13 protein-coding genes and 2 pseudogenes are annotated in these 13,188 nt (G+C 71.2%); 8 read left to right on the plus strand and 7 right to left on the minus strand.

Going from position 1 to position 13,188, the window contains the following annotated elements; genetic code table 11:
- Positions 1 to 18 precede the first annotated feature (18 nt).
- Both ACH4TG_RS16760 and ACH4TG_RS16765 read left to right on the plus strand, forming a co-directional pair.
- Positions 19 to 867, plus strand: coding sequence for an oxidoreductase (locus tag ACH4TG_RS16760; protein WP_398243032.1), 849 nt, complete (start codon positions 19 to 21; stop codon positions 865 to 867).
- Positions 864 to 1,484: a TetR/AcrR family transcriptional regulator gene (locus tag ACH4TG_RS16765; RefSeq protein ID WP_398243033.1), complete on the plus strand. Its 621-nt coding sequence runs from the start codon at positions 864 to 866 to the stop codon at positions 1,482 to 1,484. Before ACH4TG_RS16760 ends, ACH4TG_RS16765 begins: the two co-directional genes overlap by 4 nt.
- 58 nt (positions 1,485 to 1,542) lie before the next feature.
- On the opposite strand, the gene ACH4TG_RS16770 is transcribed toward ACH4TG_RS16765, so the two are convergent.
- On the minus strand, positions 1,543 to 2,628 hold the full coding sequence (locus ACH4TG_RS16770; RefSeq protein ID WP_398243034.1) for a DUF5937 family protein: 1,086 nt from the start codon (positions 2,626 to 2,628) through the stop codon (positions 1,543 to 1,545).
- A 99-nt stretch (positions 2,629 to 2,727) separates the two neighbouring features.
- Here ACH4TG_RS16770 and ACH4TG_RS16775 point away from each other — a divergent pair, with 99 nt between their 5' ends.
- Entirely contained in the window at positions 2,728 to 4,080 is a 1,353-nt protein-coding gene (locus tag ACH4TG_RS16775) for an MFS transporter (protein WP_398243035.1), read from the plus strand.
- Positions 4,081 to 4,238: 158 nt separating this feature from the next.
- On the opposite strand, the gene ACH4TG_RS16780 is transcribed toward ACH4TG_RS16775, so the two are convergent.
- Positions 4,239 to 5,042 carry a helix-turn-helix domain-containing protein gene (locus ACH4TG_RS16780; RefSeq protein ID WP_398243036.1) on the minus strand — a complete coding sequence of 268 codons (804 nt, stop codon included), beginning with the start codon at positions 5,040 to 5,042 and terminating at the stop codon, positions 4,239 to 4,241.
- Between the two features lie 121 nt (positions 5,043 to 5,163).
- Between ACH4TG_RS16780 and ACH4TG_RS16785 the strand changes: the two genes are divergently transcribed.
- The 3 genes and pseudogenes from ACH4TG_RS16785 to ACH4TG_RS16795 all read left to right on the plus strand — a co-directional run.
- Positions 5,164 to 5,586 carry a hypothetical protein gene (locus tag ACH4TG_RS16785; protein WP_398243037.1) on the plus strand — a complete coding sequence of 141 codons (423 nt, stop codon included), beginning with the start codon at positions 5,164 to 5,166 and terminating at the stop codon, positions 5,584 to 5,586.
- Positions 5,587 to 5,870: 284 nt separating this feature from the next.
- Positions 5,871 to 6,307: pseudogene (gene tnpA, locus ACH4TG_RS16790) on the plus strand (IS200/IS605 family transposase).
- A 178-nt stretch (positions 6,308 to 6,485) separates the two neighbouring features.
- Positions 6,486 to 6,572: pseudogene (locus ACH4TG_RS16795) on the plus strand (GNAT family N-acetyltransferase); the annotation flags it as partial.
- Positions 6,573 to 6,688: 116 nt separating this feature from the next.
- On the opposite strand, the gene ACH4TG_RS16800 reads toward ACH4TG_RS16795, so the two are convergent.
- Both ACH4TG_RS16800 and ctaD read right to left on the minus strand, forming a co-directional pair.
- Positions 6,689 to 7,030: a hypothetical protein gene (locus tag ACH4TG_RS16800; RefSeq protein WP_398243038.1), complete on the minus strand. Its 342-nt coding sequence runs from the start codon at positions 7,028 to 7,030 to the stop codon at positions 6,689 to 6,691.
- A gap of 26 nt (positions 7,031 to 7,056) precedes the next feature.
- On the minus strand, positions 7,057 to 8,787 hold the full coding sequence (gene ctaD / locus ACH4TG_RS16805) for a cytochrome c oxidase subunit I (protein ID WP_398243039.1): 1,731 nt from the start codon (positions 8,785 to 8,787) through the stop codon (positions 7,057 to 7,059).
- 388 nt (positions 8,788 to 9,175) lie between these two features.
- Here ctaD and ACH4TG_RS16810 point away from each other — a divergent pair, with 388 nt between their 5' ends.
- A complete protein-coding gene (locus ACH4TG_RS16810; protein ID WP_398243040.1) occupies positions 9,176 to 10,402 on the plus strand; it encodes an MFS transporter in 1,227 nt (408 codons plus the stop codon).
- Here ACH4TG_RS16810 and ACH4TG_RS16815 read toward each other — a convergent pair.
- Positions 10,331 to 11,170: a helix-turn-helix domain-containing protein gene (locus ACH4TG_RS16815; protein ID WP_398243041.1), complete on the minus strand. Its 840-nt coding sequence runs from the start codon at positions 11,168 to 11,170 to the stop codon at positions 10,331 to 10,333. The two genes, ACH4TG_RS16810 and ACH4TG_RS16815, sit on opposite strands and share 72 nt — an antisense overlap.
- Before the next feature lie 295 nt (positions 11,171 to 11,465).
- On the opposite strand from ACH4TG_RS16815, the gene ACH4TG_RS16820 reads away from it, so the two are divergent.
- Positions 11,466 to 12,011, plus strand: coding sequence for a hypothetical protein (locus ACH4TG_RS16820; RefSeq protein ID WP_398243042.1), 546 nt, complete (start codon positions 11,466 to 11,468; stop codon positions 12,009 to 12,011).
- Positions 12,012 to 12,090: 79 nt separating this feature from the next.
- Here the strand turns inward: ACH4TG_RS16820 and ACH4TG_RS16825 are convergent, their stop codons facing one another.
- Both ACH4TG_RS16825 and ACH4TG_RS16830 read right to left on the minus strand, forming a co-directional pair.
- Positions 12,091 to 12,477, minus strand: coding sequence for a hypothetical protein (locus tag ACH4TG_RS16825; RefSeq protein WP_398243043.1), 387 nt, complete (start codon positions 12,475 to 12,477; stop codon positions 12,091 to 12,093).
- Between the two features lie 44 nt (positions 12,478 to 12,521).
- Positions 12,522 to 12,977, minus strand: coding sequence for a hypothetical protein (locus ACH4TG_RS16830; protein WP_398243044.1), 456 nt, complete (start codon positions 12,975 to 12,977; stop codon positions 12,522 to 12,524).
- Between the last annotated feature and the right edge of the window lie 211 nt (positions 12,978 to 13,188).

Genomic DNA, 13,188 nt, shown 5'->3' on the forward strand with positions numbered 1-13,188 from the left:
GTCCTTGGGGAAGCAGCAATGCAGCAGCAGAAGTGGCTCATCACCGGCGTCAGCAGCGGCCTCGGCCGCGCCTTTGCCGAGGCCGCCCTGGCCGCCGGGCACACCGTCGTGGGAACGGTCCGCTCCGAGGAGGACCTGCGGGCCTTCGAAGCGCTCGGCGCCGGCTCGGCTCACGGCCGCGTCCTGGACGTGACGGACAGCGACGCCGTCGCCGCCGTGGTCGCGGAGGTGGAGCGGAACGTCGGCCCGCTGGACGTCGTCGTCGCCAACGCCGGCTACGGCCTGGAGGGCACCTTCGAGGAGACCCCGCTGGCCGAGGTGCGGCGGCAGTTCGAGGTCAACGTGTTCGGGACGGTGGCCACCCTGCAGGCGGCGCTGCCCTTCATGCGGCGGCGCCGGAGCGGCCGGCTGATGGCCGTCACCTCCATGGGCGGGCTCATGGCCGTGCCCGGCATGTCCGCCTACTGCGGCAGCAAGTTCGCCCTGGAAGGCATCCTCGAGGCGCTGGGCAAGGAGGTCGCCCAGTTCGGGATCCATGTGACGGCGATCGAGCCCGGTTCCTTCCGCACCGACTGGGCGGGACGGTCCATGACCCGCGCCACGCGGTCCGTCGGCGACTACGACGAGCTGTTCGTCCCCATCCGGGAAGGGCGGCAGAAGGCCAGCGGGAACCAGCTGGGCAATCCGGCCAGGGCCGGCGAGGCCGTCGTGCACATCGCGTCGGTCGACCGGCCGCCGGCCCACCTCGTCCTGGGCTCGGACGCGCTGCGGCTGATCGCCGCCGCCCGCACGGCCGTCGACGAGGACATCCGCGCATGGGAGACGCTCTCGCGTACGACGGACTTCGCCGAGGGCGCGCAGCTGTGACGCCCGACAGCCGGCCGGCGAGGGGCCGGCGCGGCACCACCGAGCGCAAGGGCGATCTCCGCGAGCGGGCCATCCTGGACGCCTGCGAGGCCCTGCTGGCGGACAAGGGCTACGAGGCCATGACCGTCGGCGACATCGCCCAGCGGGTCGGCATCACGCGCGGCGCCCTGTACTTCTACTTCGGCTCCAAGCAGGAAGTGGTCACGGCGCTGGTGGCCCGCACCGTCGAGCACCTGTGGGAGCGGTCCCTGGCCACCGCGCAGTCCGAGGAGCCGCGCCAGGCCGTCGCGGCGGCCATGCGGCGCACGGTCGAGCTGTGGAGCGAGCACGGCCTGGTCATGCGTACGGCGATCGACCTGTCGTTGACCGTGCCGGAGATCGGCGAACTGTGGAGCCGCACGGCGGACCTGTTCATCATGGCCATCACCGCCGTGCTGGAACGCTCCAAAGTCCCGGCCGGCACCGGACCCCAGCAGGCGTCAGCGATGGCCCGCGCACTGTGCTGGATGATCGAGCGCAGCTTCTACCACGCCTCGCAGGAGTCCAACGAGCAGGTGCAGCTGGCCTCTTCGACCTGCGAGCACATCTGGCTGATCAGCGCCGGCCTGACCGACTGACGCCGCCGGCGAGGGCGCGAAGGCGGCGGTCCGCTGCGTTCCGGCAGGCCGGAGCTGCTCAGCGCAGCAGGGCCGCCAGCAGGTCGGGCCCCAGCGCTGTCAGGTCGGCCAGGTTGACGGTGTAGCGGACGTAGCGGCCCTGCCGCCGTGCGGTCAGCAGGCCCGCGCGGCGCAGGACGGCGAGGTGGCGGGAGACCTCCGGGGGTGAGAGCTCCCAGGCGTGGGCCAGCTCACCGGTGGTGTGGGCGCCGCGGGCCAGGGTGCGCAGCAGTCGCAGCCGTACCGGATGCGCGAGTGCCTCCAGCCGTAGCGTGACCGTCTCCAGCGAAGCCGGCTCCGGTGGGCTCGGCTCGGCGACGGGGTACTGCACCACCGGCTGCCACCCCGGCGCGTGGACCGCCACCAGGTGCGGCCGGCCGAAGACGCTGGGCAGGAAGGTGACCCCGGTGCCGTGGGCGGCGGTCGCGTTGTCCTGCAGCTTGTCCACGATGATGCAGCGGCCGTCCGGCGCCAGGGCGACGGCGCCGGACACCGACGCGAGTGCTGCCCCGACGCCCTGGCGCTTCAGCAGGTCGTTCTTCACCCGCAGGTCGGTGGCGAGTTGCACGGCGACGCCCGTCCAGGCGGCGTCGAAGAAGGCCCCGGCGCACTCCTCGAGGGTGTCACGCACCCGAGCCCGCACCGCCGCGGGGTCCGCGAGCAGCCGTTCCGCGAAGGCCTCCTGGACCGCGCCGCGCGCCTGGGCGAGGTCCAGGGCCCGCTCGCGCGCCGTCGGGTCGGCGAGCGGTGACGGCGCGCCGAAGTGGATCCGGTTGCTGCCGCACGTGGTGATGAGCGCGGCGGTCACATACGTTTCGTCGTCGATCCGGTCCACCTCGTCGAGTTCCTCGGCGAGGGTCGGCCGGGGACGGGCGGGGACCAGGAAGTCGGCTCGTGAGGAACGCCAGAGGAACTCCGCCTCCCTGAGCCGCTCGGCCAACTCCGGCCGCAGCCCGGCCCAGACGTCCCCGGCCCAGCCGGCGAGCTGCGGGTGATGCCCGGGTTCGGCCAGCACGTGCAGCATCGCGGTCAGCTCGGCCAGCGGGGAGGCGGCGAACCGCAGTCGGTCCGGCGGCAGGCCGTCGATGTCGATCCTCAACGTCACCCCCTCATCATCGCTGGTCGCACGGCCGGCGACCGCGCCGGTTGACGGTATCCGTCAACCGGCGCGGCCGGCCCGGCGGCCGGGCGCACGGTGGACGCCATGACAACCGTCACCAGGATCCAGCCGCACGCCCTCGTCCGGGCCTCCGGAGGCCCCCGCTATGCCGTCGCCCTGGCCGTGGACGCGCTCGGCACCGGCTTGCTGCGGCCCTTTCTGCTGCTCTACGGGGTGACGGTGCTGAGGCTGTCCCCGTCGGCCACCGGACTCGCCATGACGGCGGGCGTCGTCGTGGCGCTGGTGTGCATGCCCGCGGTGGGCCGATGGCTGGACCGGGGCGCACGCAGCACGGTCGTGGCGGCGTCGATGCTGGTGCGGGTGGTGGGCGTGGCGCTCCTGCTGGCCGCCCCTGCGGGGCACGTCGGGCTGTTCACCGCGGCGGCGCTCTTCCTCGGGATCGGCAACCAGGCGTGGCCGGCCGCCCATGCGGCACTCGTGGCCACGGTCGCGCACGGCCGCGAGCGCGACGCCGCGCTCGCGGGAGGCCGCGCGCTGCGCAACGCCGGCCTGGGCGTGGGCGCCCTGCTCGCCACCGCGTGCCTGGCGGCTGGCACTACCGCGTTGCAGGCGTTGGCAGCCGTCACCGGGCTCGCCTATCTCGCCGCGGCGGCCCTGGCCTGGTCGGTGCACCTGCACGCGCGCCCGGCCGCCACTCCGGCCGAGGACACGGCCGGCGGGCCCGCGCCCCGGATGCGCCTGCTGCTCGCCGCGAACGTGGTCTACGTCTTCTGCCTCAACATCCCCGAGATCGCGCTCCCCCTGGTCCTGGTGACCCAGCTGCACGAATCCGCGGTGTGGTCGGCGGCCATCTTCGTGGCGAACACGGTGCTGGTGGTCACCCTGCAGGTTCCGGTCACCGTCCTGCTGTCCCGCTTCTCCCGGCGGGCCGTGCTGGCTCTTGCCGGCGTGGTGCTCGCGGCGTCCTACCTGGGCTTCCTCGCGGCCACCTCGCTGGAGCACGGCTGGCGTGCCCCGGCCGTCGCCACGGTGTCCGTGCTCTGCACCATCGGCGAGATCATCTACGCCGGCAGCGCCACCGCGCTCGTCACCGCCCTCGCCCCGGCCCATGCCCTGGGACGCGCCCTCGCCCGCTTCCAGCTCTCCACGGGCTTCGGCCTCGCCGTCTCCCCCGCGGCCATCACCGCCCTCGCCGCCCGCGGTTCGGCGGCCCTCTGGGGCAGCCTCGCCGCCGCGACCCTGCTGTCCGCCTCCGCCCTCGCCACCGAGAAGGATCGCGGAAGCACACCCCTCCCCCCGCCGGCCGCAGGCCACCCCGCCACCCCCACCCCGCCGACCACCGCCCGAACCGCAGGGCCGCCCCACCCGACGGGGGAGTTCAGCAGCTGTGCCACATCCTCTTCCCGCAGGCCGTCGCCTCGTGAAGTGCGGCAGTGATCCGGTTCGTCGCTCGGTTCTGAGTCCGTGGACGGGAGGACGAACGGCAGCGGCACAGCATTAGATGATCAATTCCAAGGGGTCAGTGGTCGTATGCGGCGAGCGAGCGCATGACGGGTGGGCGCTTTGGTCGCCCCGCGGCTGTGCAGGCGGATCGGTTACCGCTTGAGGAGTTCGGCCAGCATGGCGCTGGTCGCCTGGTCGGCCGGCAGGAACGCCTCAAGTCGTAGTTCGGCGATGGTGACGTCGATGGCAGTGCCGAAGTGGGTCAGCGTGGTGATGAGCGTGAGTTCCCTGCCGTCGGCCGGATCAGGTGCCCGGAGGCGCAACGGTACGGCGAAGCCGAGGTGGTGTGGTGACTGGCGCGGACGTGGTGGTGCCAGGTCGGTGAGTTCGGAGGCAAGTCGTTGGAGTTGGTCGTCCGGGTTGCGCACGCTCTCGGCCTGGATGCGGTCGATGATGTGCCACGCCCACTCGTCGAGGTTGACGATGCGTGGCGCGAGGCCCTGCGGATGCAGCAACACCCGGGGAACGCTCACCGGCGGTTCGAGCAGATGTGGGGCGACACCGGCGGTGAGCGCGTGGAAGGCGGCGTTGGCCGAGACGAGGTCACCGTGCCGGTCGACGACCACCGCCGGGTACGGCAGGTGGCCGTGCAGGATCTGTTCGAGGGCAGTGCGAATCGGTTCGAGCTGGGGGTCGTCCAGGCGGGTCTGCGGGTAGGCCGGTGCGAATCCGGCCTCGAGGAGGAGTTCATTGCGTTCGCGGATCGGCACCTCCAGGGATTCGGCGAGCCGGATGATCATTGATCGGCCGGGAGTCGACCGTCCGCTCTCGATGAAGCTGAGGTGCCGCTGCGTGGTCCCGGCACGCATGGCCAGTTCCAGCTGGCTGACGCGCCGCCGAGTGCGCCACTCACGCAACGCGCCGGCGAGCCCGCCTCTGGTCGATCCGGTGATCACCCCCCTTGTATAACCCGCTCGGCTGCTGATCCGCGATTCCCTGCGAGGAATTGCCGCGCGACGGCCGGCGGCAGCATGGTCGTTGCCGCACGCCTACCATTCGCAACCGAGGAGAACAATCATGGCCGACATTGACATCCACAACCTCACCGACCGCTACGTTGCCATGTGGAACGAACCCGATGCAGAACGCCGCCGCGCCGCAATTCGCGAGCTGTGGTCCGCCGATGCGGTCCATGTGCTGCAGCCTCCCCAGGAGCTCCTGCAGACCGCTGAAGGGCTGGGCTTCGATCGTCTCGTTCTGGAAGCACGCGGGCACCACGCGTTGGAGTCCCGGGTGACGCGCGCCTACGAGGAGTTCGTCGCGCCGGGCACCTTCGTCTTCCGTTCTCGCAGCAACACCGAAAGGCTCCACAATGTCGTCAAGTTCAACTGGGAGATGGCGCCCCGGGACGGTGGTGAGGTCGCCGGCGTCGGGCTGGAGATTCTCATGCTCGACCCCGACGGCCGCATCGTCAGCGACTACCAGTTCATCGAAGGATGACCGCAATGACGGCAATACTCCCATCAGCAGTGCGCGGTTACCACGTCGCCACCGGTGGCGTATCGATGGACTGTCGCTGCGCACGCACGAACCACGAACACCCGGGGAGGGGGAGGTCGCGGTCGCAGTCCACGCCGCCGCACAGTTCCCGCGGTGGCTGGACGACCCGGTCAACTTGACTCGGCCCTAAAGGACCGGGCTTGGAGGTAGTGCCCAGCTGGCTGCTGGGGTGGGCTCCTCCGTCGCTTGACCTGCGTCACGATCTTCACGGGCGTGATCGTTGCATCGCTTTATGTCACTACGCTGGCAAACCGAACCCCGACATCCGCAGGGGCCGTAGCGTCGTCCACACCCTCCACGCGCACTTGGTCTTCACCCCCAAGTACCGGCGCGGACCATTCACCGACGAGATCCTCCGGCGCTGCGAAGAGGTCATGCGCGACGTGTGCACCGACTTCGGCGCGGAGCTGCGGGAGTTCAACGGCGAACGCGACCACGTGCATCTGCTCGTGCACTACCGCCCAAGATTGCCATCTCCCGGCTGGTCGGCTCCCTCAAGGGTGTCTCCGCGCGACGCCTACGGCAGGAGTTCCCCGGCCACATCCGCAAGTACCTGTGGGGTGACCACTTCTGGTCGCCGTCCTACTTCGCCGCCTCGTGCGGGGGCGCCCCGCTCTCCGTCATCAAGGAGTACATCGAGAACCAGAAACGCCCCGGCTGAGGTCAACAGCGCAGACCCATGCACCCGCGCGGGTCAGAGCAGCGTCGAGAAGCGCCTCCTCCCGGGCATGAACGCCCCGGGTTCCGCGCTAGATCATGCTGAAACCGGCCTACCTGCCGCAACTGGGTGGCTTGCTCGACGGAATGCTGACCGAGCACGGCCGGGGCGACCGTCACAACAGCTCGCCGACTACGCCACGGTTCTCGCCGCGAACTGGGACCCGCCCGCTGGCACCGTCCGCCGCTTCTTCACCCAGGCCACGCCATCACTCCCTGGACCACCCGGACTCCACGCCCTGCCTGCGGGCTCCGGCCGCACGCTGGTGGGCGCGGCAGACCGTGGAGTCGGCGCTCGGGCCCCATGTGCTCGCAACCGTCCCTGTCAGCGGGACATGAGCACCGCGGCTGTCGTGACGCTGATGGCGACGGCGACGAACGCCGCGCTCACCGCGACGCATTGCCGTCTCAGGGAGGCGTAGCGCGCCTGGTACTCCTCGCGCAGCTCGTAGGCGCGATCACGGATCCGCTTCAGCATCGCCTGGGAGACAGCGAGGCGGTCGGCGATGTAGACGCGTTCCACGTCCTCCCGCTGTGCGGTGGTCAGCCAGGGGAGGTGGGTGGTGAACGCGGCCGCCTGCCGGCGGGCCTGCTCGATCTCGGCGTTCCACAGCAGATAGCCGCTGATCTGGTTCAGCCCGTGGTCGTCGCTGTTGTCTGCCTTCACCTGTCGTTCTCTGTTCTGATGAGGATCTACTCGTCAAGTTCGCCCGGGGTCGAGCCGACGGATCCGCCGGGGTGGAGCTGGAGGTCACCCGCCGTGGAGAGCTCCGGATGGTGCAGGTCGAACGCCGGGGATTCGGAACGGATCCGCGGCAGGGTGAGGAAGTTGTGCCGCGGCGGCGGGCACGAGGTGGCCCACTCCAGCGAACGGCCGTAGCCCCACGGGTCGTCGACCTCGACCTTCTTGCCGTACCTGGCGGTCTTCCACACGTTGTAGAGGAACGGGAGCACCGACAGGCCGAGCACGAAGGAGGAGATGGTCGAGACGGTGTTCAGGGTGGTGAAGCCGTCCGCGGCCAGGTAGTCGGCGTAGCGGCGGGGCATGCCCTCGACACCCAGCCAGTGCTGGACGAGGAAGGTCCCGTGGAAGCCGAAGAACAGCGTCCAGAAGGTGATCTTGCCGAGCCGCTCGTCGAGCATCTTGCCGGTCATCTTCGGCCACCAGAAGTGGAATCCGGCGAACATCGCGAACACCACAGTGCCGAACACCACGTAGTGGAAGTGCGCCACCACGAAGTACGAGTCCGAGACGTGGAAGTCCAGCGGCGGCGCCGCGAGGATCACACCGGTCAGCCCACCGAACAGAAACGTCACCAGGAAGCCGACCGCCCACAGCATCGGTGTCTCGAAACTCAGACTTCCCTTCCACATCGTGCCGATCCAGTTGAAGAACTTCACACCGGTCGGTACCGCGATCAGGAAACTCATGAACGAGAACCAGGGCAGCAGTACGGCACCGGTGACGTACATGTGGTGCGCCCACACCGTCACGGACAGGCCGGCGATGGAGATGGTCGCCGCGACCAGGCCGATGTAGCCGAACATCGGCTTGCGGGCGAAGACCGGAATGACCTCGGAGATGATGCCGAAGAACGGCAGGGCAATGATGTACACCTCTGGATGGCCGAAGAACCAGAAGAGGTGCTGCCACAGCAGCGCACCGCCGTTGGCCGCGTCGAAGACGTGCGCCCCGAACTTCCGGTCGGCCTCCAGGCACAGCAGCGCGGCGGCCAGTACCGGGAACGCGAAGAGGACCAGAACGGCGGTCAGCAGCACGTTCCACACGAAGATCGGCATGCGGAACATCGTCATGCCCGGTGCGCGCATGCAGATGATCGTGGTGATGAAGTTGACCGCACCGAGGATGGTGCCGAAGCCCGACAGCGCCAGACCCATGATCCACATGTCTCCGCCGACGCCGGGCGAGTGCACGATGTCCGACAGCGGGGAGTACGCGAACCAGCCGAAGTCCGCCGCGCCCTGCGGGGTGAGGAACCCGCCGACCGCGATCAGCGAGCCGAACAGGTAGAGCCAGTAGGCGAACATGTTCAGCCGCGGGAACGCCACGTCGGGCGCGCCGATCTGCAGCGGCATGATCCAGTTCGTGAACCCGGCGAACAGCGGGGTCGCGAACATCAGCAGCATCACGGTGCCGTGCATCGTGAACGCCTGGTTGTACTGCTCGCTCGACAGGAACTGGATTCCCGGGCGGGCGAGTTCCGCACGCATCAGCAGCGCCATGACGCCGCCGATGAGGAAGAAGGCGAACGACGTCACCAGATAAAGCGTGCCAATGGTCTTGTGGTCCGTGCTACTCAGCCACGACACCACGATGCTGCCCGGACGCCGGCTTCGTGCCGGGACCTCGTCCTCATAGGAATCGTCCAGATCGGTCGGCTCCACGGTGCCACTCGTCGTCATCCGCAGATGCTCCCACTCACAGAAGTTGCCAGCGCCACTCCAGGGTGTCGGCCGACCCGCGATCCGCAAACCGGCCGGGCCGGTTGATCCTCCGCATGGAGCAATGCGCAATCGGCCGAACAGAGTCGTCCCGCACGGTTCCCCGGCCGCGCCGGCGGGATGCCCGGGCGGCGGCGACGGGGTCGCCTTGCCTATCCGGACGACGGGTAGCCGGCATGACGGAGCGTCAGCCGCACCCCGCCGGGTCTGACACCCGTGTCGCGGGGCCCGTCCGCACCGGGGGCAGGAGCGACGGCTCGCGCGGGCCGTGGGGCGGATCCGGCGTCGGGATCATGGGGAGCGGCCGAACGGTCAAGGCGACGCGGGCCCTGGGCAGGAGACTGGCTGCATGAAATCTGAGGACTGTGTGATCGAGCCCGCGGCCGCGGCTTCCGGCGGTGCCGTCGCGGACGCCTCCTTCGGGGAGGGCGCGGTCCCCGGCCGTCTCGGCGCGGCCGCCTGGGCGCCCGTCGCCGCGCTCACCCTGGGCATAGCGACCCTGGTGGGCAGCGAGTTCCTGCCGGCGAGCGTGCTGCCGGCCATGGCGTCCGACGTGGGCGTCAGCGAGGGCACCGCGGGGCTCGCGGTGGCGACGACCGCCGTCGCGGGGGCTGTCACGGCGCCCACCATCGCCCTGCTGCTGCCGCGCACCGACCGCAGGACCGTGCTGATCGGGCTGCTCGCCACCGCGGTGGTCTCCAACGTGGTGGTGGCGGTCGCCCCGGACTTCGCGGTGCTGCTGGTGGGCCGGCTGCTGCTGGGCGTCGCCATCGCGGGGTTCTGGTCGTTCGCGCTCGGGGCGGGCACGCACGCGGCGCCGGGACGCGACCACGTCGTGTCCACGAGCCTGGCGCTGGGCGTGAGCGCGGCCACCATCATCGGCGTACCGCTCTCCTCGGTCCTCGGCGACGCCGTGGGCTGGCGCCCGGTGTTCTGGGCGGCGGCGGGCCTGAGCGGGCTCGCGCTGCTCGCGGTGACGGCGACACTGCCGCCGGTGCCGGCGCATCCGGGAGCCGGGCTCGGCATGCTGCGCCAGGCGCTGGCCAACCGCCGCCTGATCGCCGGGGTGGGCTGCATCGCGCTGGTGGCCTTCGGCAACTTCGCGGCCTACCCGTACATCCGGCTCGCGATCGAGCGGGTCACCGACGGCGGCACGGTGTGGCTGCTGCTCGGCTGGGGAGTGGGCGGCCTGGCGGGCAACCTCGCGGCCGGCGCGCTCGCCCGGCGCCTCGGGCTCGCCGTCGTCGTCGCTCCGGCACTGCTGGCCGCGAGCCTGCTGATGCTGGCGACGGTCCCCGGGCTCCCCGCCGCGACGGCGGCGATCGTGCTCTGGGGCTTCGGCTTCAACATGGTGCCGGTCGCCACCCAGCTGTGGGTGACCCGCGCCGAGCCGAAGCGCGTCGAGTCGGCTCTCTCGCTGCAGGTGACGGCGTTCCAGGTGGCCATCACGGCCGGCTCGGCGGTCGGCGGGGCCGTGGTCGACGGCGGAGGGGTCCGGGCGGCGCTACTCGTCGGGGCCGTCGCCGCGGTGCTGGGCAGCGCCGGTTTCGGGGCGCTGCGCGGCTCCCGGCCGTGAGCGCCACTCCTGCGGGGGGCTGCCGTGGTAGGCGGAGAACGCCCGGCTGAAGGCCGCAGCCGAGCCGTACCCCACGGTGAAGGCGATCTGCTCGATCGGCTTGTCCGTGCCGGCGAGGAGTTCACGGGCGTGCCGCATGCGGACCTCCCGCAGCACCTGCCCCGGGCTGCGGCCGAGGTCGCGGCGGAAGCGCTCGCCCAGTGACGAGCGGGACAGGTGCGCGACCCGCGCCATGCTCTCGACCGTCCAGGGGCGCCCGGGATGCGCGTCGAGCGCCGACACGAGCGCGGTGAGCCGCGGGTCGGGCCCGCGCCGCGCGTCCTCGTCGAGGGTCCGCTGCATCGCGGACTGGATCAGCCCGCCGTAACTGGCGGCGAAGAGGGGCTGGTCGCGGCTCGGGTCCAGCGGGCACGTCCGCACCAGCTCGACGATGCCGCGGTTGCTTCCCGCGAAGTCCCGCACCACCAGCGGGTTCGGCAGCGGTGGCACGGCCCGCAGCGTGCCCACCGCGACCTCGGCCGCTGTCAGCGCGACGAGCCGGCAGGTGCTTCTGCCGTCGGCGTGGAAGGCGTCGCCCGTGTGCAGCGTCTGGACGCCGGCCGGGGTCTCCAGCCGCGTGTCGCCGTCCAGGACCAGCGCCCAGACCGCGCCGTCCACCCCGTCCAGCCGCTCCCGGGGCGCCAGCCGGCGGAACGTCACGGCCACCATGTCCCACGTCGGCGTACCCCCGCCATTGCGCGGCGCGGCCGCTCCTTCCACCACCTTCATGCACCGGCAAGCGTCGGGGCCGCGAACGCTATTCCGCATCTACGGGCGCGCGTGGTGATCCGCCCCGGGCCGTCCTGCCCCCCTCCCCCGCTGTTGGGCGCCGACGGGCGGGAGTTGAGCGCCGGCTGGCGAATCGCGGGGCCCGCCCTGTCCGGTTGCGTTGCCGATGGTGACCAGGCGTGAGAGGGTGCCGCAGCCGGGCTCGCCGAGGAGCAGCGCCGTCCCGCCCGCGCCGGCGGTCGGCGTCCACCTCTGAGCTCCACCCCACGCGGCGGAAGGACAGGCCCGCTCACCCATGACCGACACTCATGGAGACGTCCCCGGAATAGCCGGCGAGGGCCACTTCGCGGCGTTCGTCCGCGCCTACCCGCCCCTGGACCTCTTCGCCCGGTTCCTGAGCAATCCGTTTGAGCTGCTGCGCGACGAGGCTCGACGCGCCCTCAAAGGGCGCGATCCCGGGACCGTGCTGGAACGCCTGGCGATCACCGGGCCGCCGTACCCCCTGGGCGATGCCCATCCCGACTACGACGCTCCGGCGTCGGACCAGGGGTACATCATCACCCGGGTCGCGCTGTACGCCCCCGTCACCCTCGGGCTGTGGACCCCCGGCGCCGGAACGCGCTCCCAGCAGGGCGCACTGACCTGCGTCATCGCCAACCTCAACCAGCCCGACGACAACCGCGTAGTGCAGTCCTGGCTCGACCTGGACGAGCACGCCCCGAGCCGCCTCCTGGAGCCCGACACCGACCTGCTCCGCAGCCGCCTCCTCAGCGTCGGTGCCTGGCTTCCCACCGACTACCCGCCCGGCTCCCCCGAGCGCGAAGGCGGGGGTACGGCCTGAACGGTCCGCAGCGACCGGAAGGCAGCCCCGCCGTTCACGGCTGCCTGGACCCCTTGCATGTCGACAGGGCCACGCCCCTTCACGCGAGAAGCCTCCACCCGATCACCGTGAGCATCGAGAGCAGGCAACCAGCGATGACGGTCCCTGGCAGGCGGAGCGTGAGCAGCGCCCACCAGTCGCCGGCCTCGGGTGAGAGCCGCTGCCGCCACAGTGGCCGGGCCCACCAGAGCGCGCCGACCATGAACTCGGCTGCGATCACAACGAGTTCCACGGTGACGGCTGTCCCGAAGAGTCCACGGTCGACACAGGTGCCGTCGTACCCGCACTCCCCCGAGGCGTTCGACGCCTCCACCCAGTCACTGGCGAGGGCGAACAGCGCCACCGTCTGCACCAGGAAGCAGGCGCCTGCCGTCGCCATCCGCAGGACGTCCCGAGCGGCGCGGCCCTGTTTCCCGTCTGCTCGCACGCCCGCAGGGTAGCGGGGCCGGCCGGCGACGGGCCGCGGACGGCCTATGCGCCCGGCGGAGGGGCGAGGAGCATGGGCCAGTCGTCCTCGGAGGCGAGCAGGTCGTCGACGGGGGTGCCGGGGGACGCGGTGAAGACGGCTGTGGGTGCGGCGGGTTGGGGGGCGAGTGCGGCCTCGGTGAGGGTGTGGGCTGCGAGGACCAGTACGGCCTGGGGGTCGACGGAGGAGCGGTCGGGGAAGCCTGCGGGGTCGACACCGGCGTGGCGCAACGCGGCGGGATGGACGGCGACACCGACCGTCAGCCGTCCGGCTTCGAGCGACTGCTCGGCCCAGCCGTCGGTCCGCACCAGGTAAAGGGCTCCGTCGCCTTCGTAACAGCACCCGCCGAGTTCGGCCACGGCGCGTTCGCCGGGGGTGCCTTCGGGGTCGACGACCAGGATGGCGAAGGCCGTCTCCGGGGCGTCGGGGTCGATACCGGAACGGACGTACAGGCGGGCCATGCGACGCGGTCTCCTCACCGGGGTGGAGCGGACGGAGCAGCACGCTACAGCGAGCCGGGTTCAGTCGGGGGCGACGGCGCGGAGGGTGGAGGGGCTGAGGCGGGTGGTGTGGGGGCTGGGTGCGGTGGAGTGGCGGACGACGAGTTCGGGTTCGTGGAGGAGTTCTTTGGGGGTGGGGTTGGTGCCGTTGATCTGGTTGGCGAGGAGGGTG

It is taken from the genome of Streptomyces sp. NPDC020917 (genome assembly GCF_044333795.1).
GTDB lineage: Bacteria > Actinomycetota > Actinomycetes > Streptomycetales > Streptomycetaceae > Actinacidiphila.